Source organism: Streptomyces sp. NPDC107546 (assembly GCF_055639175.1).
Window position 1 is genome coordinate 43,423 of sequence record NZ_JBVKBA010000004.1, and the last position, 20,748, is coordinate 64,170.

Annotated in this window: 18 protein-coding genes; 10 read left to right on the forward strand and 8 right to left on the reverse strand. The window is 72.8% G+C overall.

All coding sequences use genetic code 11. From position 1 onward, the window contains the following. Positions 1 to 760 precede the first annotated feature (760 nt). The 3 genes from ACZ7L1_RS07170 to ACZ7L1_RS07180 all read left to right on the forward strand — a co-directional run bounded on the left by ACZ7L1_RS07170 (position 761) and on the right by ACZ7L1_RS07180 (position 4,036). Positions 761 to 1,672 (forward strand): SCO2400 family protein, encoded by a 912-nt coding sequence (locus ACZ7L1_RS07170; RefSeq protein ID WP_471434954.1) that lies wholly within the window; start codon positions 761 to 763, stop codon positions 1,670 to 1,672. Between the two features lie 412 nt (positions 1,673 to 2,084). After that, positions 2,085 to 3,263 carry a serine/threonine-protein kinase gene (locus tag ACZ7L1_RS07175; protein WP_471435391.1) on the forward strand — a complete coding sequence of 393 codons (1,179 nt, stop codon included), beginning with the start codon at positions 2,085 to 2,087 and terminating at the stop codon, positions 3,261 to 3,263. A 101-nt stretch (positions 3,264 to 3,364) separates the two neighbouring features. Continuing rightward, positions 3,365 to 4,036, forward strand: a complete 672-nt coding sequence (locus tag ACZ7L1_RS07180) for a DUF6445 family protein (RefSeq protein WP_471434956.1) — start codon at positions 3,365 to 3,367, stop codon at positions 4,034 to 4,036. Positions 4,037 to 4,046: 10 nt separating this feature from the next. Here ACZ7L1_RS07180 and ACZ7L1_RS07185 read toward each other — a convergent pair whose 3' ends face one another. The 3 genes from ACZ7L1_RS07185 to ACZ7L1_RS07195 form a co-directional block, all read right to left on the reverse strand. Continuing rightward, positions 4,047 to 4,580, reverse strand: a complete 534-nt coding sequence (locus ACZ7L1_RS07185) for a hypothetical protein (protein ID WP_471434958.1) — start codon at positions 4,578 to 4,580, stop codon at positions 4,047 to 4,049. 237 nt (positions 4,581 to 4,817) lie between these two features. Beyond that, positions 4,818 to 5,567, reverse strand: a complete 750-nt coding sequence (locus ACZ7L1_RS07190) for a TIGR03943 family putative permease subunit (RefSeq protein WP_471434960.1) — start codon at positions 5,565 to 5,567, stop codon at positions 4,818 to 4,820. Further along, a complete protein-coding gene (locus ACZ7L1_RS07195; RefSeq protein WP_471434961.1) occupies positions 5,564 to 6,598 on the reverse strand; it encodes a permease in 1,035 nt (344 codons plus the stop codon). The genes ACZ7L1_RS07190 and ACZ7L1_RS07195 overlap by 4 nt, the downstream gene beginning before the upstream one ends. Positions 6,599 to 6,848: 250 nt before the next feature. On the opposite strand from ACZ7L1_RS07195, the gene ACZ7L1_RS07200 reads away from it, so the two are divergent. Continuing rightward, on the forward strand, positions 6,849 to 7,610 hold the full coding sequence (locus ACZ7L1_RS07200; protein WP_471434963.1) for a DUF4142 domain-containing protein: 762 nt from the start codon (positions 6,849 to 6,851) through the stop codon (positions 7,608 to 7,610). 103 nt (positions 7,611 to 7,713) lie between these two features. On the opposite strand, the gene ACZ7L1_RS07205 is transcribed toward ACZ7L1_RS07200, so the two are convergent. After that, a complete protein-coding gene (locus ACZ7L1_RS07205) occupies positions 7,714 to 8,652 on the reverse strand; it encodes a hypothetical protein (protein ID WP_471434965.1) in 939 nt (312 codons plus the stop codon). A gap of 446 nt (positions 8,653 to 9,098) precedes the next feature. Then, on the reverse strand, positions 9,099 to 10,220 hold the full coding sequence (gene nicT / locus ACZ7L1_RS07210) for a Nickel transporter NicT (protein ID WP_471434967.1): 1,122 nt from the start codon (positions 10,218 to 10,220) through the stop codon (positions 9,099 to 9,101). Between the two features lie 187 nt (positions 10,221 to 10,407). On the opposite strand from nicT, the gene ACZ7L1_RS07215 reads away from it, so the two are divergent. Beyond that, entirely contained in the window at positions 10,408 to 12,252 is a 1,845-nt protein-coding gene (locus tag ACZ7L1_RS07215; protein WP_471434969.1) for an alkyl/aryl-sulfatase, read from the forward strand. Between the two features lie 16 nt (positions 12,253 to 12,268). Here ACZ7L1_RS07215 and ACZ7L1_RS07220 read toward each other — a convergent pair whose 3' ends face one another. After that, on the reverse strand, positions 12,269 to 13,612 hold the full coding sequence (locus tag ACZ7L1_RS07220) for a helix-turn-helix domain-containing protein (protein ID WP_471434971.1): 1,344 nt from the start codon (positions 13,610 to 13,612) through the stop codon (positions 12,269 to 12,271). Positions 13,613 to 14,000: 388 nt separating this feature from the next. Between ACZ7L1_RS07220 and ACZ7L1_RS07225 the strand changes: the two genes are divergently transcribed. Continuing rightward, positions 14,001 to 15,257 carry an amidohydrolase gene (locus tag ACZ7L1_RS07225; RefSeq protein WP_471434972.1) on the forward strand — a complete coding sequence of 419 codons (1,257 nt, stop codon included), beginning with the start codon at positions 14,001 to 14,003 and terminating at the stop codon, positions 15,255 to 15,257. A 68-nt stretch (positions 15,258 to 15,325) separates the two neighbouring features. Here the strand turns inward: ACZ7L1_RS07225 and ACZ7L1_RS07230 are convergent, their stop codons facing one another. Together ACZ7L1_RS07230 and ACZ7L1_RS07235 are read right to left on the reverse strand one after the other, a co-directional pair. Continuing rightward, positions 15,326 to 16,465: a hypothetical protein gene (locus ACZ7L1_RS07230; RefSeq protein ID WP_471434974.1), complete on the reverse strand. Its 1,140-nt coding sequence runs from the start codon at positions 16,463 to 16,465 to the stop codon at positions 15,326 to 15,328. Between the two features lie 214 nt (positions 16,466 to 16,679). Beyond that, positions 16,680 to 17,315, reverse strand: coding sequence for an NAD(P)-dependent oxidoreductase (locus ACZ7L1_RS07235; protein ID WP_471434976.1), 636 nt, complete (start codon positions 17,313 to 17,315; stop codon positions 16,680 to 16,682). A gap of 207 nt (positions 17,316 to 17,522) precedes the next feature. On the opposite strand from ACZ7L1_RS07235, the gene ACZ7L1_RS07240 reads away from it, so the two are divergent. The 4 genes from ACZ7L1_RS07240 to ACZ7L1_RS07255 all read left to right on the forward strand — a co-directional run bounded on the left by ACZ7L1_RS07240 (position 17,523) and on the right by ACZ7L1_RS07255 (position 20,742). Continuing rightward, positions 17,523 to 17,909: a hypothetical protein gene (locus ACZ7L1_RS07240; protein ID WP_471434978.1), complete on the forward strand. Its 387-nt coding sequence runs from the start codon at positions 17,523 to 17,525 to the stop codon at positions 17,907 to 17,909. A gap of 154 nt (positions 17,910 to 18,063) precedes the next feature. After that, positions 18,064 to 18,969 carry a hypothetical protein gene (locus ACZ7L1_RS07245; RefSeq protein WP_471434980.1) on the forward strand — a complete coding sequence of 302 codons (906 nt, stop codon included), beginning with the start codon at positions 18,064 to 18,066 and terminating at the stop codon, positions 18,967 to 18,969. A 137-nt stretch (positions 18,970 to 19,106) separates the two neighbouring features. Continuing rightward, on the forward strand, positions 19,107 to 19,526 hold the full coding sequence (locus ACZ7L1_RS07250; protein WP_471434982.1) for a DUF7144 family membrane protein: 420 nt from the start codon (positions 19,107 to 19,109) through the stop codon (positions 19,524 to 19,526). Positions 19,527 to 19,689: 163 nt separating this feature from the next. Further along, positions 19,690 to 20,742, forward strand: coding sequence for an endonuclease/exonuclease/phosphatase family protein (locus ACZ7L1_RS07255; RefSeq protein WP_471434984.1), 1,053 nt, complete (start codon positions 19,690 to 19,692; stop codon positions 20,740 to 20,742). The last annotated feature ends 6 nt before the right edge of the window (positions 20,743 to 20,748 follow it).

Below are 20,748 nucleotides of genomic sequence, written 5' to 3' on the forward strand. Positions count from 1 at the left end.
CTCGGCCCGCCCCCCGGGCGCTTCCGCGCGATCCGCCGCACCGCGGCCCGCCGCCGACTGCTCCGCGCGGCGGCCGGGGCCGGCCTCACCGCCGCCGTCGCCGTTCTCGTCGCCCTGCCGCTCCACCTGGCGGCGCCCGAGACACCCGCGCCCCCGTCGGTCCCCCTCGCACCGCCGCCCCCGAGCGGTCGTCCCGCGCCCGCCGGCCCGTCGGCGTCGCCCTCCCTGTCCGCATCGCCCGAAAGCGCCACCCCGCGCCCCACCACGACTCCTCGGACCGGCGGTTCCCGCACCGCGACCGCGAACCGCCCGCCGACCGCCACCCGGGAACCGTCGGTGACACCGACCCCGGCACGTCCCGAGCCGTCAGCGGGCCGGACCGGCGCCGACACCGCGCCGTCGGTCAGCCCCTCGATACGGCAGAGGTAGTCACGGCCACCCCGGCCTGCTCTCCCCGTGCTCGCACGACGCCCCGCGTGCAGTGCGCCGCCCGACGCCGTGACACGTGTCGTCAGGCCGACTGCGCAGGTCAGCCGATGATCAGCCGTGTGCCGACGCAACCGCCGGTCTCACCACCACCGCCCCCTGAGCCGCAAGGCACCGGAGGCACCCCCCTGCAAGGCCCCCGGAGAATCCGCTCACGAACCCCACACAGCCTGCACACGGTCTTTCGATAGCCCCGTTAGCGTGGAAACCCGTTCGATTCCAGGTGCGAACGCGGCCCGTCGGGGCGGCGGCGAGCCAATACAGGAAGACCGCAATGGACTACTGCTCCTCGTGTCGTCGGCATCTCAACGGCGCCCTGGTGTGCCCCGGATGCGGTGCTTACGCCCCCGACATCGCCCCGGTCACCGCCGACGGCCACACCCTCCCGGGCCCGGCCACCACGGCGACGCCGGTCATGGAGGCGACGGCGGCCACGGCGGCATGGGAGTTCGCGGCCCCGGACACCCATGAAGCCCCCGACATCCACGAAGCCCCGGACATCGACGAGGCCCCGCACGCCGGGCCGCACGCCGACCTCACGGGCCCGGCGCGCCGCACGGAAGGACGTGCCGCTCGGCGACGTCGGCTGGCGCGCTGGAAGAAGACCCAGCGCAAGGCCCTGGTGGCGACCGCCGTCGCCCTCGTCGGAGGCGGTCTGACCGTGGCCTCGATGGACCGGCACACCGCCGACCGCGCCCAGGCGGCCCCGGCTCCGGAGGCGTCGGCCCTCGGCGGCGCGGAGGAACCGACGTCGCTGTACAGCAGTCCGGCGCCGCCCCGCTCCGGCACCCCGCACTCCGGCGCACCCCGGGCCCCGCACACCCCTGCAGCGCAGTCCCCCGCAGCCGGCCTGCCCCCTCTGTCCTCGCCGGGCTCGGCACATGCCACGCCGTCGGCCGCCCGGCCGGACGCGGCCACCTCTTCCCGTACGACGCACACGACGGGCACGACAGGTGCGGCGGGCACGGGTACGTCGGGCACGAGTCACACGACGGCGAACTCTCCCTCCCAGTCGGGGACGGACTCCTCGTCGTCCACGGGGACGTCCCAGCACACGTCCTCCCCGACCACCGGCACCGGCACCGGCGGCGGCACGGGCACGGATCCGGGCACCTCGCAGACCACCCCGTCCCCGGCGGCGACCTCGCCGTCGCAGATCTGCCTGCTCGTCGTCTGCCTCGGCTGATCGCAGGCGAACGCCACCACGGCCACTGACCGCCCCCCGCGATCACGCGGGTGGGCGGTTCTCGGCGTGCCCACGCGATGCGCTCGCACACGGGGAAATGACCGGCAACACCCGGCAGTCACGCCGACGCGGGCGCCAGACACGAGCCTTCCCCGGGCCCGGCGCCCCGGCGTTCGGCCGCGCTCGTGCCCGGGGATCGGCCGGTCGGGAGTGTCGGACCCGCGACGACTGTGCGGCGGATCGTCACCCGGCGGTCATCGGATGGGGGAGACCGTGATCGAATCGTGTGTTCGTGCCAGTAGGCTGTGATCCGCTGCGGCATCCCACTCCCACCCGCCCTGGCGGAATCCTGTCCGGCGGCGGTCGAGTCGTCGCACGGCATTCGTCTCCCGGCATGAGGATGAAACAACAGGTGCTGATCGCGGGCCGGTACCAGCTGAACACCACCATCGGACGTGGCGCGATGGGAGAGGTCTGGCGGGCGTACGACCAGATGCTCGGCCGTCCCGTCGCCGTCAAGGTACTGCTCGACCGGAACGCAGACCCCACCGCCGACTCCCGCTTCCGCCTCGAGGCACAGACCGCGGGCCGGCTCCACCACCCGCACGTGGTCGGGGTGCTCGACTTCGGGGAGCACGAGGGGCGGCTGTTCCTGGTCATGGAGCTGGTGGAGGGTGCGAGCCTCGCCCGGGTGCTCGCCGACGACGGGCCGCTGCCCGCCGAACAGGTCGCGGCCATCGCCGCCCAGGCGGCGGCCGGACTCGCCGTGGCGCACGAACAGGGCATCGTGCACCGCGACATCAAGCCCGGCAACCTGCTCCTCGACGCGGGCGGCACCCTGAAGATCGGCGACTTCGGCATCGCCCGCTTCATGGACGACCCGTCGGGCGCGCTCACGGCGACCGGGCAGATCGTCGGCACGAGCCTGTACATCGCGCCCGAGCGTGCCCTGGGCAAGCCCGCGGGACCGGCCAGCGACGTGTACTCGCTCGGCTGTGTCCTCTACCAACTCCTCACCGGACGGCCGCCGTTCCGCGCCGACAGCCCGATCGCGATCCTGCACCAGCACCTGGACGCCGCGCCCGTACCGCCGCGCGAGCTGGGTGCCGTCCTGCCGCCCGCCTTCGAGAACTATCTGCTCGGCCTGCTCGCCAAGCGGCCCGAGGACCGGCCCACGGCACGGCAGACCGCCGACTGGTTCGCCACGGGCGCCTGGCGTGGCCGCCCGGAACCGCTTCCGGCCGCGGCACCGGTCCCGGTCGTGACGCAGGCTGCGGTCCCGGCCCCGGCCCCGGCCCCCAAGGCGCCGATTCCGCACCGGGTGGAGGGCCCGGCGACGACGTACAAACTCCCGTCCGCGCTCCCCGGCCACCGCGCGGCCCGCCCGCGGTCGTCGTCGGGGAACCGGCGCGCACGGCCGTCGCTGCGCACGTTCCTCACCGGGCGGCCGCGCGCGGTGGGGCTGATCGCCGCGGCGCTGCTGTTCCTGACGGCGATGTACGTGGGCATGTCGGTGTTCAGCCCGGACAGCAGCTCGGCGGAGACACCGCAGGAGACGGGCCGGTCGAGCCCGGCCGCGCCGACGCCGTGATGCTCCACCTCAACTCGGGCGCTGACCAGGCAAGTTGAGTTGACGAAGGCTTGACCGAACGAAAAGAAACGACGGTGGGGGCGAACTGTAGGTTCACCCGCATGCCCCCACAGCCCCCACGCCTGCCCGTCCTGCCGTACCGCAAGCCCACCCGTGGCCGCGACTACTGGATTCTCGACGACGTGCTGCCGAACGTGGACGAGGTCCGGGCCCGCTGTCTCGCCAAGGACGACTGGGTCAAGGGATACCCGTACACGCAGGAGAGCTGGCCGGGGATGCGCACCATGCCCGGCCTCGAACCGGCCGAACTCGCCCGGATCGAGCGGCTGGTGCGCAAGGAGACCGGCGCGGCGCGGCTCTGGCAGGAGACCGCCCCCGGCGGTGGCACCCTCAACCACAACTGTGTCCAGGTCGTCGGCAAGGACGAGGGCGAACCGCGCCCGCACACCGACTCGCGCGCCCTGTGCCGGTACGCCGCCGTGCTCTACCTCAGCCCGAACATCCCCAAGGACTGCGGCACGAGCTTCTACCGGCAGAGCCTGCCGGGCGGCGTCCTCGGCGGCAACATGGTGCAGGCGCCCCACACCAACCTGGTCGAGGCGCTGGGCACGCGGTACGTCTCGCCGAACGCGTTCACCGAGGACGTCCGCGTGCCGCAGCGCTACAACCGGCTGCTGCTGTACAAGGCCAACCTCATGCACAGTGCCACCGGTTACTGGGGCAGTGAGCTGGAGGAGAAGCGCATGACGGCCGTCTTCTTCTGGATGGCCTAGCGGGCGCGGTTCAGCTCAGGCCGAGGCTGGAGAGCGCGGTCGTCCAGTCGGTGGCGATGGCGTTGCGTGCGTCGTCGAGGCCGACCTCACCGTTGCACACGTCCTTCTTGAGCGTGTTCTCGACGGTGTCCTTGTCGGCGGCGACTTCGCCCGAGCCCGTGTCGTAGCGCGGTTCGGGCCACAGGTTCTCAGGGCTCGTGGGGTTGCCGCCGAGCTCCAGCGGGATGAGGTGGTCCTCCTCGTAGTCCGCGGTGCTGGTGTCGCCGTAGCCGTACTCGACGATCTGCTTCTTCTTCAGCGCGGTGGTGTACGAGCTGGACGGCCGCACGGTCGCGGTCCAGCCGGAGACACAGATGGTGGAGTCGATCGTGTCCTGTGTGACGTCCGGGTTGACGGCGCCGGGCTGGCAGCTGGGGTCGGGCAGGGGGAGGTAGTCCTGGCTGCACGACTGCGCGTGCGCGCTGCCGGCGGTGACGGTCAGGCCCGCGGCGGCGAGGGCGAGGGTGGACAGGGTGGTCACCAGGGGGCGCGGTATTCGGGACATGGGGAGTCTCCCGGTGGGGATGCCCGGCATGGTTCCGGGCGGTCGTGAGCATGACAGCACCGGAGGGTTCTATGCGGGTAGACCCCTTTGCGGGACCGGGAGAAGCTTGGTTGAAGGTTTGTCGGAGCGAAGGCCCCGGGTTGTGAAGTCATGGGCGGGGCTTGGGCGTTGGTTCACCCAGGTGTACAACGGGCGCGGTCGACTCCCACCCGGGCGGACGTCGTCGGCGGCGGGTCGTCAGCGGGACGGCGTCAGCGGCAGGTCGTCCGTGTACGCGTTCACGGGCTTGTCCACCCGCTCGACGGTACGGGCGTCCAGCGCGGCCGGCGCCGACCGTGTGCCCAGCGTCCCGCCGGCGTGCCAGGTGCCCGTGACGGCCACCCAGGTGTCGGCGGGCAGCGCCGGGGACCCGTGGATCCGTACCTTCACGGACTGCGCGTCCGCGGCGCAGCACGAGAAGATGATCCGGGTCACGTACCAGCCCCCGCCCTGCTTGTCCGGTGTGACGAAACCGGTCAACGTGACGCTGCGCCCCTTGATGGCCTGCGCACGGTCCTGCTGCACACGGCTGGTGAACTCCGTGAGCGTCATCGGCAGCGGCGAGGTCGCGGGCAGCGGATCGAAGTGCCGCTGCTGCGCGACGGCCCTGGCGGGCTCACGGGAGGCGGTGTACGAGCCGAGGGCGGGCGGGGCGTAGAAGAGCAGGCTCAGCGCGGGCAGGAACAGCAGCCAGGCGACACGGGGTGCGCGCCAGTGGCCGTGGCCGTGGCCGGTGTCGCCGTGACCGCCGTGCGCGTCGTGGCTGCCCCGCCCGCGGTCGAGGGCCGCGCTCGCCAGCCCGAGCACGAGCAGCAGCGCCCCCGAGGCGATCAGATACGGACGCAGTCCCGGCCTCACGTACCTCAGGCACAGGTCGGTGAAGAGCGAGGCGTGCAGCAGACCGAGGCCGCTGAGGACGAGCAGGACCGCCTGGAAGGGCCGTTTCACAGCAGGGCCCCTCCGATCAGCGCACTGCACACCACCGCCACGACGGTCGTGGCGGTGGAGAAGCGGACCGCGAAGGCCCGGCCGAACGTGCCCGCCTGGAGGGCGATCAGCTTCAGGTCGACCATCGGCCCCACCACCATGAACGCCAGCCGTGCCACGGGCGAGAAGCCGGTGAGCGAGGCGGCCACGAACGCGTCGGCCTCGGAGCACACCGCGAGCACGACGGCGAGCCCCGCCAGGAACAGCACCGACAGCCAGGTCGAGCCGGAGAACACCTCGAGCACGGAGCGCGGGACCGCCACGTTGAAGGTGGCCGCCGCCATGGCCCCGACGACCAGGAAACCGCCCGCGTGCAGGAAGTCGTGCTGGAAGCCGAGCCGGAACTCCCGCCACCGGCTGTGCCCCGGTCGATGGCCGGTGTGGCGCACGGTCGGCCGCAGCCACTCCTCCCTGCCGAGCCAGAGCCACAGCCAGCCCATCACGGCCGCGGTGGCGAGCGAGGCGAGCAGCCGGGCCAGGACCATCAGGGGGCTGCCGGGGAAGGCGACGGCGGTGGCGGTCAGCACCACCGGGTTGACGGCGGGTGCCGACAGCAGGAACGCGAACGCGGCGGCCGGGGTGACACCCCGCCGGATCAGGCTGTTCGCGACCGGCACCGACGCGCACTCGCAGCCGGGCAGCACCACCCCGGCGACCCCGGCGACCGGAACGGCGAGCGCGGGGTTGCGGGGCAGCGCCCGGCTGAACACCGTCGCCGGCACGAACGCGTTGATGGCGCCGGACAAGGCCGTGCCGAGCAGCAGGAACGGCAGCGCCTGCACGGTGATGGCCAGACAGACGGTGCGCCACGCCCGCATCGCGGGCTCGTCCATCCACCGGCCGAGCAGGAGCAGCGCCGGACCGGCGAGGACGGCCGCCGCCAGCAGCAGCGGCCAGAACGCGGGCCAGCCGCGGGCAGGGGCGCGCTCGGGCGCCGCGGTGACCGCGAGGGCCGCCTCAGCCTCCTCGGCCAGTTCTTCTGTCTTCTGCATGCCGGCTCCGACTGTCGGATGTTCGGATCGAACATAACGGGCACCCGGCCTCCCGTTCGGGCACCGCCACGCCCTCAGTGTGCTGAGGCGGACTCGCGCGGCCCGCGGTGCGACCGCCGGCGACATGCCGAACGTGCCGATCGGCCGTGTGACGGCCCCCACAGCACGGGCCGTGGATTTTGCCTGTGGAAAAGGTTTCCGGCTCCGGTGGCACCCGTACCCCTGGGCGTTGGAACAACCAGGAGGTGCCATGCGCATTTCGCGGACCGCGGCGGGAACCCTCTTCGTGACGGGCGCCCTCGCCCTGACGCTCACGGCGCTCGTCTATCCGTCGATGCTGGGAGTGCAGACGGTCTCCAGCGCCCCCTCACGTGTGATCGCGAACACCTCGTCGGGACCGCTGACCGAGGCGGACCGCGACTTCGTCGTCAAGGTACGGGCGGCCGGCCTGTGGGAGTTCCCCTCCGGTGAGCTCGCCATGAAGAAGGGCACGACCCCGGCCGTACGCACCGCCGGGGCGCATCTGGTCAACGGACACGTCAACCTCGACGCCGTCGACCGGAAGGTGGCCGCGGAGCTGGGCATCACGCTGCCGAACCAGCCGAGCCCCCAGCAGCAGGGATTCGTGGCGACGCTGACGAACGACACGGGCAAGCAGTTCGACAACGACCTCGCGAACATCCTGCGACTGACGCACGGCCAGATCTTCCCGGCCATCGCGAACATCCGCGCCACCACGAAGAACACGCTGGTCCGCCAGCTGGCCGACGTGGCCAACGACACCGTCCTGGACCACATCACGGTCATGGAGCAGACGGGCCTGGTGGACTTCGACTCGCTGGTGTTCCAGGAGACGACCCCGCCGAAGCTCCCGAAGTCCAGCCTGACCCCGCCGGCCCCGCAGCCCGGCGAGCCGACGGTGGTCCTCTCCCCGCCGCCGGGCTTCACCCCGCCGCCGTCGACGACCCCGGGTGCGGCAGCGGCCCCCGGATCGGCACCGACCACGGGGTGACGGTCTGATACAGGTCCCGAGCCGCGAAAAAATGGGCCCGGCGCTCTCCGGGGGATAAGAGCGCCGGGCCCGTCGGGGATGGTTCAGCGGACGCCCGGAGGCGTCAGGCGCGGCCGCGGGACGTACGGCGCCGGGCAGCGACCGCGATGCCCGCACCGGCCGCGACGAGGGCCGCAGCACCGGCGGCGATCGGCAGCGCTGTGCTGCCGCCACCGGTCTCGGCGAGACCACCGGGCGGGGTGGACGTGCCGCCGTTCGGGGTGGGCGCCGGGGGCGTGCTCGACTCGCCGGTCGTGGGCGGGGTCGAGACGGAGGTGGACGGAGAGGCAGGCGTCACCGGGGTCACCGGGGTGGCCGGGGCCGAGGCGGGCGGCGTGGTGACCGGGGCCGACACGGGCGGCGTGGTGACCGGGGTGCTCGGCGGCTGGGCCGTGCAGTCCTTCGTACCGCCGTTCCAGGACGCGATCAGCTTGTCCTTGATGACCGGGCGGTCCGGGCCCTTGGGCAGGTCACCGTGCTCGAAGCCGTCCTGGGCGCCGAGGTTGCCGTCGAACTTCACCTTGCCCCGGTAGAGGTCGATCTGCGCGAAACAGCCGGCGTCCGGCACGGAGATGTCGAGGGAGTCGGTCTCGCCCTGCTTCACCGTCACCGAGTCGAAGTCGTGGAAGACCTGCAGCCCGGAGGTGTTGAAGGCGGCGCCGTGCGTGCGGTACGAGGCGAGGGAGGCGGTGCAGGTCGCGGCGTCGCCGGCGGCACGCACCTTGATGTGGACCTTGCCGTCCTGGGTGGGCTTCAGGTTCTGGTCGTCGACCCGGACGGAGTCGGTGAACGTGTTTCCGTCCAGCGAGAACTGACAGTGGTCGGCCTCGGTGGCGGTGCCCGGCCCGTTCCCGGACGTGTACGCGCGGCTCCCGTGGTCCCAGCCGCCACCACCGGGCGTACCCGAGGCCCACGCGACGCCCCCGGTGACGGCGGTGAGGGTGAGCGCCGCGGCGCCCGCCCCGAGCAGACGGCGCACGGTGACACGTCTCGTGTCGGACATTCGGTCCCCCATCTTGACGGGCCGGACCCGGCCGACGGCAACGGGCAGCACAAAGCCGCCGGGACCGTGGCCGGGAAGAAGTGGTCGAGAGAAACGGATGGCTCATTGGTCACATGAGCCACAGCGCGAGCACATAGTCGATCACGGTGACGCCACTGTCAACCTCGTTGAAAGCGCGACCAGTTCAGAATCCGATCACGTTTCGGCCACATCAGGAATGACACGATCCGCTAGTGCTGTGGCCGGAAAGGTTTGCCGGAGAGCTCGCGGCGTCCGGTGCGGTGCATCGCGAGGCGGAGCGTCGCCCGCGTACCGGATGTACTCGGGCGATGCGACAACGCGGCGAGGTGCCGTGCCGGGCGTCGCGAACCGGTGAACCTTTCCGGCCACAGCACTAGGCGTGGACGTCCGTGAGAAGCACCCGTCTCGCGACGCCCGTCCGGGTGCTACTCCACCGCCTGTTCCACCGGCCGCAACTCCGGCCGGGCCAGCCCCGCCGTCCACTTCTCCTCGATGCGGCCGACCTTCCACACCACCAGTGCGAGCACCCATGTGGCGAAGAAGAGGCCGACGATCACGAATCCCAGGGTGTTGAGGTCGACGCCGGCGATCCAGTCCCAGAAGGCCCCGTGCAGGCCGAGCTTCTCGGCGAGCAGGCCGAGCAGTTCCGTCGTGCCGATGATCAGCGCCACGGCCACGGACAGGCCCGTGACGGTGAGGTTGTAGTAGACCTTGCGGACCGGCTTGGAGAAGGCCCATCCGTACGCGAAGTTCATGAACGACCCGTCGATCGTGTCGAGCAGCGACATGCCGGCCGCGAACAGGACGGGCAGGCACAGAATCGCGTACCAGGGCAGCCCGGAGGCCGCGCCCGAGCCGGCCAGGACGAGGAGGGCGATCTCCGTCGCGGTGTCGAAGCCGAGGCCGAAGAGCAGGCCCAGCGGGTACATCTGCCACGGCTTGGTGATCGACTTCATCACGCGGCCGAGGAGTCGGTTCATGAAGCCGCGGTTGTTCAGCTGCTCCTCCAGCGCCGCCTCGTCGAACTCGCCCGACCGCATCTGCCGGAACACCTTCCAGATCCCGGCCAGGATGACGAGGTTGATCGCGGCGATGACGTAGAGGAACGTGCCGGAGACCGTCGTGCCGATGAGTCCGGTCACGTCGTGCAGCTCGGAGTTGTCGTCGCGGACCGGTCCGGCCAGCGTCCTGACGCCGAGCGAGAGCAGCAGCGCCAGCCCGAAGACGACGCTGGAGTGGCCGAGCGAGAACCAGAACCCGACCGACAGCGGCCGCTGCCCCTCGCTCATCAGCTTGCGGGTGGTGTTGTCGATCGCGGCGATGTGGTCCGCGTCGAACGCGTGCCGCATGCCGAGCGTGTACGCGGTCACGCCGATGCCGATGCCGAACGACTTCTCGCCGACGGTGTAGTGCTCGGGCGCGACGATCCCGACGAGCGTGAACCACCCGATGACGTGCAGAGCCAGGACGAACGCGGCCATGCCCGCTAGCCGGCCCCACTCCTGCCGCGTGATGGACAGGCGCATCCGGGAGGAGGACGGAGGCATGGACCGGGGCCCTTCTTCTCTGGGGACTGCCTTCTCTGGGGACTACGCCACCCACTTTCATGCAGATGACTTCTACTTGCAAGAAAGTCGCAGTAAAGCCTCCGAGGACGCGCGGCACCTGACCCATCCGCTCTCGAACGGTCCCCCACCGCTGGCCCGCCGTCCGCCCCGGCGCCAAGCTGGCCGCATGGACGCCCCGCCCCGTGACGGCCTGCCGCCCTTCGAGGACCGGACCGACCTCGACAACGCCGACCGCGGTTTCGTCGCCGCTCTGGAGCCGGGCGTGGTGACCGACCGGGACGGGCGGGCGGTGTGGGACGGGGACGCGTACCGGTTCCTGGACGGGGAGTGCCCGGGCACCGCGCATCCGAGCCTGTGGCGGCAGTCGCAGCTGTGCGCCCGGCAGGGGCTGTACGAGGTGTGCGAGGGCGTCTACCAGGTGCGCGGCCTGGACCTGGCGAACATGACACTCGTCGAGGGCCGCGACGGCGTGATCGTCGTGGACCCGCTCATCTCCGCCGAGTGCGCGGCGGCCGCCCTCGCCCTGTACCGGCGGCACCGCGGTGAGCGGCCCGTGACCGCGCTGATCTACACCCACTCCCACGTCGACCACTTCGGGGGCGCCCGCGGGGTGCTGCCGCGCGAGGCGGAGGCGGGCGTACCGGTGCTCGCGCCGGCCGGGTTCCTGCAGCACGCGGTCAGCGAGAACGTGTACGCGGGGCCCGCGATGTCCCGCCGGGCCGCCTTCATGTACGGCGAACGGCTGGCGAAGGCGCCCGACGGGCAGATCGGCACGGGCCTCGGCCTCACCATGTCCACCGGCACGGTCACCCTCGTCCCGCCGACCGTCGACATCACCCGCACCGGGCAGACGGAGACCGTCGACGGCGTGCGCATCCTGTTCCAGCTGACGCCGGGAACCGAGGCCCCGGCCGAGATGAACTTCCTCTTCACCGAGCAGCGCGCCCTGTGCCTGGCGGAGAACGTCACGCACACCCTGCACAACATCCTGACCCTGCGCGGCGCCGTCGTCCGGGACGCCCGCCTCTGGTCCCGCTACCTCGACGAGGCAGTCGACTTCTTCGGCGACGGCTACGACGTGGCCTTCGCCTCCCACCACTGGCCGACCTGGGGACGCGAGAGCGTCGTACGCCTGCTGGCGGAGCAGCGCGACCTGTACGCGTATCTGCACGACCAGACCCTGCGGCTGCTCAACAGCGGCCTGACCGGCCCGGAGATCGCGGAGGAGCTGCGGCTGCCGCCCGCGCTGGAGGCCGCCTGGCACGCACGCGGCTACTACGGGTCCCTCAGCCACAACGTCAAAGCCGTCTACCAGCGCTACCTGGGCTGGTACGACGGCAACCCCGCCCACCTGTGGGAGCATCCCCCACTCGCCCTCGCGCGCCGCTACGTGGAGGTGGCGGGCGGTCCCGAGGCGACGCTCGCGGCGGCCCGACGGTACGCGGAGGCCGGTGACCTGCGCTTCGCCGCGACCCTGCTCAACCACCTGGTCTTCGCCGACCCGGGCGACGAGGAGGCGAAGCAGACGCTTGCAGGCGTGTACGAACGCCTCGGGTACGGCGCCGAGAACGGGCCCTGGCGGAACATCTACCTGACCGGCGCCCTGGAACTGCGCGAGGGGGCGAGCGCCCCCGCCGTCACCTCGGACACGCCCGAGTTGACCTCGGAACTGACCGTGAGCATGCTCCTCGACGCCCTCGCCGTGCGCATCGACGGTCCGCGGGCGGCCCAGGAGCCACGCCTGATCATCGACCTGGTGGTGATCGACGAGGGACGCCGCCACCGGATCAACCTGGAGCACGGCGCGCTCACCCACCGCAGTATGCCGCTGCACCGCACCCCGAGACCGCACGCGGGCCTGACGCTCACCCTGACCCGTCCCGAACTGCTCGGCCTGCTCGCGGGCCACGGCCTCGCCGGCATCGAGACCGAAGGGGACCGGGGCCTGCTCAAGCGCCTGTTCTCCTACGTCACCCGGCCGGACCGGGGGTTCCCGATCGTCACCCCGTAGACAGGGCCCAGGGCTGTCACAGCGGCGGCTGGGCGGGGGCCGGGCCCAGGGTCGTGGTGCCGGGGGCGGTGCGGCGCCCGAGGCCGGTGCGGTAGGCGTCCAGGGCGGCCTCCACCCGGCCGGTGCGGCGCAGCAGATCGCCGAGCAGCCGGCACAGGTCCGCGAGGTCGCCCGCGGCGCCCGCCCGTTCCAGCAGGCTGAGGGCACGCACATAGTGCTCCTCGGCGGCCTCGGTGTCGCGCCCGTCCTCGGCGATGATGCCGAGGAGACGGTGCGCGGCGGCGGAGTGCACCGCGCCGCGCTCGGGCCCGATGTCACCGAGGACGTCGTGCAGCAGCCGAGCGGCCTCGGCGGACCTGCCGCGTCGGTGCAGGACGTCCGCCAGTTCCACCGCGACCTGGCTGCTGTAGAGGGCGGCCCGCTTCTGCGACAGCATGGCGAGCGCTTCGCGCAACTCGCGCTCCGCACGCTCCAGTTCGCCGTTCTGCACGTACAGATAACCGCGCATCCAGTGGCAGTTGGCCAGCTCGGTGCGGATCTGCAGCTGCCGGTACAGCTCGGCGGCCTTGGCGAGGTTGGAGTCCGCCTCGGCCAGGCGCCCCTCGGCGAGCAGGGTGCGCGCGACGGAACGGTGCATACGGGCGACCAGAGCCGGGTCCTGGACCTGGGGCGCGAGCGCGAGGGCGAACTCGGCCGCCTGAGCGGCCCTCGCGTGCGCTCCCATGTCCATGTACGGGCCGATGGCGCTCGCGTAGAGCAGCAGCAGGGCGTCCGGATCGTGCAGCCCCGAGCGGTTCAGCTCGTCGAGGGCGGTCTCCAGCAGGTAGCAGGCGTAGCGGAGTTCACCGGCGAGGTAGTGCGAGACGGCACGGCCGCGCAGTGCCGGGACACGGGTCGGCAGCGGTGCGTCCTGCAGGCACTTCTCGGCCCGCTCGAAGTACTGCCGCCCCGCCACCAGGTCGCCCAGCTCCAGCGCGCACTCGCCGAGGCCCAGCAGCGCGGCGGCCCGCTCGGCGGTGAGCCCGTGCTCCTCGGCCTCGGCCAGCAGCGCGGCGTACTGCTCGGCGGCCACCTCGGCCTCACCGGTGGCGAGAGTGCGCTGGGCGTCGGTGAGTCTGAGCCGCAACCCGGTGGCGAGGTGGGCCGGACGCCCGGTGGCCAGCTCGTCGAACGCCACCCCGAGCCGCTCGGCGAGATGTCTGAGCGCCTCGTCGGAGGGGCGGACCCGGCCGGCCTCCAGGGTGGAGACGTACGCGGGCGTGTAGGCCGGCTCGGCCAACTGCCGCTGGGTCAGTCCGCGTTCCCGCCGCAGCCGCTGCACCCTGCGCCCGATGGTCTCCGGGTCGTCCCGCTTCGCCATGCGATTCATCATGCCAGTAAGCCCACTTACCAAGGAGCTTTGCCTGACTATTCGTCAATCTTCTCTCGGCACATGCCAACTGCCTTGAGCCCCTTCCCCGGCGCCAGTCCCAGCCCCTAGCTTGGAAGACGCATTAAGCGTGCTTGATCCGCGGCTGTCATTGCGAGGTCGGTTGCCGTGCCCCCACGCCCTTCCGTGCACCACGGACGCCTATCCGCGCGTCACGTCAGAGGGTTCGGCGCGGCCGTCGTCGCCGTGGCCGCCCTGGTCACCGCCGCCAACGCGGGCCCGGCCCGGGCCGCGGAGCCCCGACCGACGCTCCCAGCCCAGGCGGCCCCCCGTGGGCACACTCCCCCCTGAGGCTTCCCGGGCCGCCTACGCTGACCTCGTGACCTCCCCCGCCGCACGCACCGCGCTGGACCTCACCGCCGACGTCCCGCTCGCCGACCTGGCGGACTGCTACCGGGACCTGCACCGCCACCCCGAGCTGTCCCAGCGCGAGCACCGGACCGCCGGAAAGCTCGCCGAGCGGCTGGGCGCGGCCGGGTACGCGACCACCGAGGGCATCGGCGGCACCGGGGTCGTCGGCGTCCTGCGCAACGGCGACGGTCCGGCCGTCCTGCTGCGCGCCGACATGGATGCGCTGCCGGTCGCCGAGGAGACGGGACTGCCGTACGCCTCCGAGGTCCCCGGGGTGATGCACGCCTGCGGACACGATCTGCACGTCACCTGGCTCGCGGGGGCGGCCCGCGCGCTGGCCGCGGGGCGGGAGACCTGGTCCGGGACGCTGGTCGTGGTGGGACAGCCCGCCGAGGAGACCGGCGAGGGGGCGCGGGCGATGGTCGCGGACGGACTGTACGAGCGCTTCCCGCGCCCCGACGTACTGCTCGCCCAGCACGCGGCCCCCGGTCCGGCCGGGCTGTACGCGCACTCGCCGGGCCTGATCCTGTCCGCCTCCACGGACGTGGACATCGTGGTGCACGGCCGGGGCGGCCACGGCTCGCGCCCCGAGGCGACCGTCGACCCCGTGGTCACGGCCGCCTACCTGGTGACCCGGCTGCAGACCGTCGTCAGCCGCGAGATCGCCCCGCGCGAGTCCGCCGTACTGACGGTGGGCCGGATCGAGGCGGGCACCCGGCCCAACGTCATTCCCTCCCAGGCGCACATCGCGCTGAACCTGCGCACCCAGTCCGCCGGCGTCCGGGACCGGATGATCGCCGCGATCCGGCGCATCGCGGCGGGCGAGTGCCTGGCCGCGGGCTGCCCGCGCGAGCCGGAGGTGACCGTGGGCGCGGACTTCCCCGTGACGGTCAACGACCCCACCACGGACCACCGCGTCACCGACGTGCACAGGGAGGTGTTCGGCCCGGAGAGGGTCTTCGACCCCGGGGCGGCGATGGGCAGCGAGGACTTCCCGCACCTGGCGCCGGACGGGGTGCCCTACGCGTACTGGTTCGTCACCACCACCCCCGCCGACGTCTGGGAGGCGGCCCCCGGCACGGACCTCATGGAGAAGTTCGCGGCGGTCCCCAGCAACCACAGCCCCCACTTCGCACCCGACCTGTCCACACTCCTCCCCGGGGTGCGGACGCTGGTGTCGGCTGCGCTGGCCCATCTGCCGGTGGCAGCACCCGAAGCCGGCTGACGACCCGACGACTCCCGCCGGGTCGGGTACGCGGTGAACGCGGCCGGCCTTTCGAGAGCCGTCGGTCGCTACCCCGGCACGCGCTGCGACTGCCTGAGTTCCTCGAGGTGCTGACGGACATGGCGGAGCGCTCCCTCGCGACGCCCCGGTACCCGTTCGCGCAACTCCGCCAGGGCCGGGCCCAGTTCGCGGGCGCGGGTGGCGTCGGTCATGCGGCCCCACTGGTGGTGGGCGCGGTCGACGGCCGCCTCCACCGCCGGGTCCTCGGGGGACTGGCCTGCCGCGAGGCGGGCGGTGGCGACCGTCAGCCAGGTCTCGCAGCTGCGGCCGGCGTCGCCCGCGAGCATCGCGAGGTCGGCACGGACCTCCATCCAGTGCAGCGCCTCCTGCGAGGCGGGCCCGTGCTGCCGCAGCGCGGCCTGTTCCCACTGTGCGGCGAGCGCGGCGGCCTCGGTGTGCCGGCCGTCCTGGACGGCGGCGGTGAGGGCGGCGTGCGGGTCGGGGGGCGCGGTCGGGAGCGGAGGTGGCGCGGGGACGGGCTGCCGGCTTGTCCCGGCGGGAAGCTGCGCCGGCGGCCGGTACGGGGCGAGCAGTATGTCCCCCCTCGTTCCGTCCTCCGCATAGGCCCGGGCCACCGCCTGGTGGTGGAGGGTGGCCGGGTCCGGGCGGTGGCCGCTGCGGAGCAGGGTCGCGACGGCCTTCATGTAGGTGGGGGTCGCGAGCGCGCGGCGCGGGGGCGGTGGGGCGACGCGGCCGTAGAGGGTGACGGCGGGGCCGAACTCCGGCGCGATGCCGCGCAGGTGCTGCCAGGTCTCCGCATCCGCGTGCAGGTCGGCGAACACGGTCGTCGCACCGGGCGGGCGCAGCCTCAGCTCCTCGCGGAACCAGTGCCAGGGGAAGCCGGTGTAGCGGACGGTGGCCGGGGTGGTGCGGGCCAGCGCCAGGTGCGGCAGATGCTGGCGGCGGTCGAGCTGGAGCTGCCCGGTGAGGAACACCGTCAGCGGGACGGGGGCGGCCGCGGCGGCCCGCAGTCGGGTGAGGACGGCCTGCGGCTCCAGCGGGTCGGCGAGTTCCACCACGTTCGCCGTGTCCGTCCCGGACAACACCGGCGGGGCGACGGCCGCGAGCACCGGAAGCACGGAGGCCGCGTCCACCAGACATCCCTTGCCCGCCGGCGAGGCCGCGAGCAGCAGCACGGTTCCGGGCATCGTTCCCTCCCCCATCGATCAGGTACGTCAGCACCGTAACCTCTGCGCCTGCAAAGGGGCGACGGACTCCGGCGAACGCTCAGTGGCCGACGGGCGGGCGGGGTCGCACCGCAAAGATCGTCGTGTCGTCTCGTGGGCACCGGACCTGCCTGCCGTCCGCCAGTTCGCCGGTCTCGTCAGTTCGCCAGTCCGTCGGTGCGCGGTGCGCGGTTCGTCAGTACGCCACCGACATGCGGGCGCGTACATGGGCGCCCTGTTCCAGTTCGTCGAGGAACGCCGCCGCGTAGTCCTCCGCGCTGATCCGACTGCGGCCCTCCGCGTCGGTCAGCAACTGGTCGCCGCCCACCCGGAAGCGGCCCGTGCGCTCCCCGGGCGCGATCTCGGCGGCGGGGGAGACGTACGTCCAGTCCAGGTCGTCCACCGTGCGGTAGAAGTCCAGTGCCGTGCCGTGCGTCAGCGCCTCCGCCCGGACCGCCTGGGGAAAACCGGGCTGGTCGTACAACGCCTCCCCGGGCGCGACCTCCAGGCTGCCCGCGCCGCCGACCACCACCAGCCGCCGCACCCCGGCGTCCCGGGCGCCCTGCACGATCGCCCGGTTGATCGCGAGGAAGGGCTCCTCCGGGTCCGTACCGTCCCGGGGCGGTGCGCACGCGCTCGCCACCGCGTCCGCCCCCCTCGCCAGCTCCGCGACCTTCGCCGGATCCGCCGCGTCCGCCGCCGTCGCGGTCACCCCCGGCACCGGCGACCGGCCGGAGCGGCTGACGGCCGTCACCCGGTGTCCGCGCCGCGTCGCCTCCGCGGCGATCCGGCTGCCCACCATCCCGGTCGCGCCGAACAGGACGATCCTCATGAGCCCCAGCGAAACACGCTCCGAAACGCCTCGCATCCCGACTTGCCCGCCGCCCCCGCCAGGGTGTGCCCTGGTGTGCAGGGGCGAGGAGAGAGGAGTGCTCCCATGGCTCACGCGGCACCCGCATCGAGGACCCCGCACCCACCCGCCACCACATCCCGCGCTTTCGTCCCGGCCCGTCGGCCGCCGGACCTCTTCGATCGGCGCGTGCACCGCCTCGGACGGCTGGCCGTGCCGCTCGCCATCGGGCTCCTCTACGGCTACTGGGCCGCGGCCAACCGGCGCCAGGGCGGCCCCATCACCGGCTGGAACCTGGTGTTCGGCTTCGCCTGCACGATCGTCTTCACGGTGCTGTGCTCCGCCCTGCTCGTCGTGGCGCCGCGCCTGCGGCGCGGGGCGCACGCGGCGATGTGGGGGGCGTTCACGGGCATCACGCTCGGCTTCCTCTACATCCAGACCAACGTGAGCGTGCTGCACGCGGCGGGCCTGGCGCTCGTGGTCGCGCTGGCCACGTTCCTGTTCGACTTCTACCGCTACTCGACGTTCTTCCACTACGCCGCGCACGAGGACGGTGAGGGCCGCCGGACCGCCTGACCCGTCCACGGACATCACCGCGCGGCCCCGGCGCCGGGCTCCCACCGATCCGGCCGGGACCGCGCCCGTCCGCCGGCGCCGCTCCTCCCGCCCTGTCCACCCGTTTGCAGGCGGCCCGCTCGCGCGCCGTCCGTACCGGCGTTTCCCTGGTGGCGTGTCCCGACGTGTTCGCAGCGTCCTGTCCGCCGTACTGGTCGGCCTCGCGTGTCTGCTCACGCCGCTCGGCGTGCTCGCCGGGTGGGCGAAGTACGGCATCGAGGACGCCGACCGCTACGCGGCCAGCACCGCCCCGCTCGCCTCCGACACCGAGGTCCGCGACGCCATCGCCGGTGCCGTCACCGACGGCATCATGCGCGATGTGCACGTCAGCCCGCCCCTGCGGGGCTCCATGCACGCCTTCGTCCACGACGCGGTGCGCTCGTTCACGGACACGGAGGCCTTCCGCGCCGCCTGGGACACCGCGAACCTCAGCGCGCACGAGGCCGTGATGCGCGCGCTGCACGACGACGACCGCGGCGACGGTCCGGTCACCCTCGACCTCGCCCCCGTCACCGAGCGCATGAAGCAGCAGCTCGTCGACGAGCATCTGCCGTTCGCGGGCCGCATCCCCGTCGCGCACACCGAGATCACGCTGCTGCAGTCGCAGGACCTGACGAAGCTCAGGAAGGGGTTCCACGTGCTCGAAGTCGCGGGCTTCTGGCTTCCCGTCGCCGCCATGACCTTCGCCGTGACCGGCATCCTGGTGGCCGTCTGCCGCCGCCGGGCCGTACTGGCGACCGGCCTCGGCACCGCGCTGGGCGCGGCCCTGCTCGGGGTCGCGATCGCGGTGGGGCGCCGCATGACGCTGGCGGACCTGCCGCCGGACGTCTCGCACCCGGCGGCCGGCGCGGTCTACGACGCGCTCACCGAGACCCTGCGCCTGGTCTCGTGGCTGCTGTTCGGACTCGGGCTCCTGGTGGCCCTGGCCGCCTGGCTCACGGGCCGGTACGTGCGACGTCGGCGCGCGTCCCAGGAGCCCGCAGCGGTTCCGGCGGAGCGACCGTCGCAGGTCCAGGCGTGACGCGGTCCGCGACGGCATCCTTCGCGCCGAGCGGCCGGGGAGGTTCGGCACTCACCCGTTCGGACCGGTTCACCCTGCGGCGCACCCTCCTCGGGGTGAACCTGCGGGGGAAGGCCCCGTCCCTAGGAGGCAACCCCATGGTCCAGCACACCGCATCCACCACGCACGCCAGACAGACGGCGTGGGCCACCGGCGGCATGGCGTTCGCCGGGGTCCTGATGATGGTCGGCGGCGTCGTGGGCGTGCTGAACGGCATCGCCGGCATCGCCACGAACAACGTCTACGTCCGCGTCGGCAACTACGTGTACCAGTTCAGTCTCGCCACGTGGGGCTGGATCCACCTGATCGTCGGCGCTCTGGTGGCGATCACCGGGTGGGGCGTCCTGCAGGGCATGGAGTGGGCCCGCTGGGTGGGTGTGGGCCTGGCGGCCCTCTACATGATCCTGTACTTCATGTTCCTGCCGTACGCTCCGCTCTGGTCGATCATCGCCATCGCGATCGGCGGCTTCGTGATCTGGTCCCTGGTGACGGTACCGCGCACGGAACGCACCCCGTAGCTCTCCGCCGGCAGCCCCGCAGCTCTCCGAAGGCACCGCAGCTCCCCGGTAGCACTGCTTCCGCACCCTCTCCTCCCTCTCCGCGTCGGCAACCATCCCCCGCAACTCCCCGTCTTGAGGGAGGATTCGGGCATCCAGTCCACCGGGGGGAAGGCGGCGGCGCGTGCAGACGACGATCGTGGAGGGGGGCCGGCAGGCCGAGGTGCGGCGGCGGTCCCGAGGGCGGGTCGCCGGGGCCTGGTCCGGTGGGGTTCTGCTGGCAGGAGTGAGCGTCCTCGTCGTGTGCCGGGCCGCCGGCACCGACGGCGTGACCCCCGTGCCCCAGCTGCTCGCCTTCCTGCCCTGGCTTCTCGTCCCCGCCGCCCTCGCCCTCCTCCTCACCCTGCTCGCCCGCTGGCGCACCGGAATGGTGTGGGGCGCCCTCGCGCTCATCGCGCTCGCGTGGTTCTCCAAGCCCTACGGCAGCGAGGCGGAACCCACCGGCACCCCGCTCGCCGACGTCCGCGTGCTGACGTCGAACGTCGAGTTCGGTCGCGGCGCCCCCTCCCTAGTTCCCGCGATCCGCCGCGCCCGCCCCGACATCGTGTTCGTCGAGGAGTGCGAGTACCGCTGCTCCGCCCTCCTGGAGCGCGCCTTCGGCGGCCGGTACGGCACCTACCCCTACCGCAGGGCCGTCGACGGCAGCGGCTCGGAGGGCTCGGTCATCCTCAGCCGGTTCCCGCTCGGGCCCGCACCCGGCGTGCCCGGCACCATGGGCATGCCCGGCGCCGTCGCGGACGTCGACGGCCACCCGGTACGCCTCCAGCTCGCCCACCCCATGCCCCCGCTCCCCGGCCGGCTCGCGCTCTGGCGCCGTGAACTCGGGGAGCTCCGCTCCTACGCGGCGGCCGGTCACGGCGGCCCGACCGTCCTCGCCGGCGACTTCAACGCCACCGAGGACCACGCCGCCTTCCGCCGCATCCTGAGCACCGGCCTGCGCGACAGCGCCCGCCTCGCCGACCACGCCCGTACGCCCTCCTGGCCCGCCCGCACCGCCCCGCCGTTCGGCGCCCAGATCGACCATGTGCTGGTCTCCGAGGACTTCTCCGTGGGCTCGGCCCGCTTCCTGCACATCGCCGACACCGATCACCGCGCCCTGGTCGTCGACATCACGCTCCACGAGTCCGGTCGGCACACAGAGCGCCAAACAGCCCAAAGGGCCACCCGCACGCATTAGCGATAA

Bases quoted from the DNA above. Each gene is read 5' to 3' on its own strand.
- ACZ7L1_RS07195 (WP_471434961.1), bottom strand. From the start codon at position 6,598: ATGCAGAAGACAGAAGAACTGGCCGAGGAGGCTGAGGCGGCCCTCGCG.
- ACZ7L1_RS07180 (WP_471434956.1), top strand. From the start codon at position 3,365: ATGCCCCCACAGCCCCCACGCCTGCCCGTCCTGCCGTACCGCAAGCCC.
- ACZ7L1_RS07235 (WP_471434976.1), bottom strand. From the start codon at position 17,315: ATGAGGATCGTCCTGTTCGGCGCGACCGGGATGGTGGGCAGCCGGATC.
- ACZ7L1_RS07170 (WP_471434954.1), top strand. From the start codon at position 761: ATGGACTACTGCTCCTCGTGTCGTCGGCATCTCAACGGCGCCCTGGTG.
- ACZ7L1_RS07205 (WP_471434965.1), bottom strand. From the start codon at position 8,652: ATGTCCGACACGAGACGTGTCACCGTGCGCCGTCTGCTCGGGGCGGGC.
- ACZ7L1_RS07200 (WP_471434963.1), top strand. From the start codon at position 6,849: ATGCGCATTTCGCGGACCGCGGCGGGAACCCTCTTCGTGACGGGCGCC.
- ACZ7L1_RS07215 (WP_471434969.1), top strand. From the start codon at position 10,408: ATGGACGCCCCGCCCCGTGACGGCCTGCCGCCCTTCGAGGACCGGACC.
- ACZ7L1_RS07185 (WP_471434958.1), bottom strand. From the start codon at position 4,580: ATGTCCCGAATACCGCGCCCCCTGGTGACCACCCTGTCCACCCTCGCC.
- ACZ7L1_RS07230 (WP_471434974.1), bottom strand. From the start codon at position 16,465: ATGCCCGGAACCGTGCTGCTGCTCGCGGCCTCGCCGGCGGGCAAGGGA.
- ACZ7L1_RS07250 (WP_471434982.1), top strand. From the start codon at position 19,107: ATGGTCCAGCACACCGCATCCACCACGCACGCCAGACAGACGGCGTGG.
- ACZ7L1_RS07220 (WP_471434971.1), bottom strand. From the start codon at position 13,612: ATGGCGAAGCGGGACGACCCGGAGACCATCGGGCGCAGGGTGCAGCGG.
- nicT (WP_471434967.1), bottom strand. From the start codon at position 10,220: ATGCCTCCGTCCTCCTCCCGGATGCGCCTGTCCATCACGCGGCAGGAG.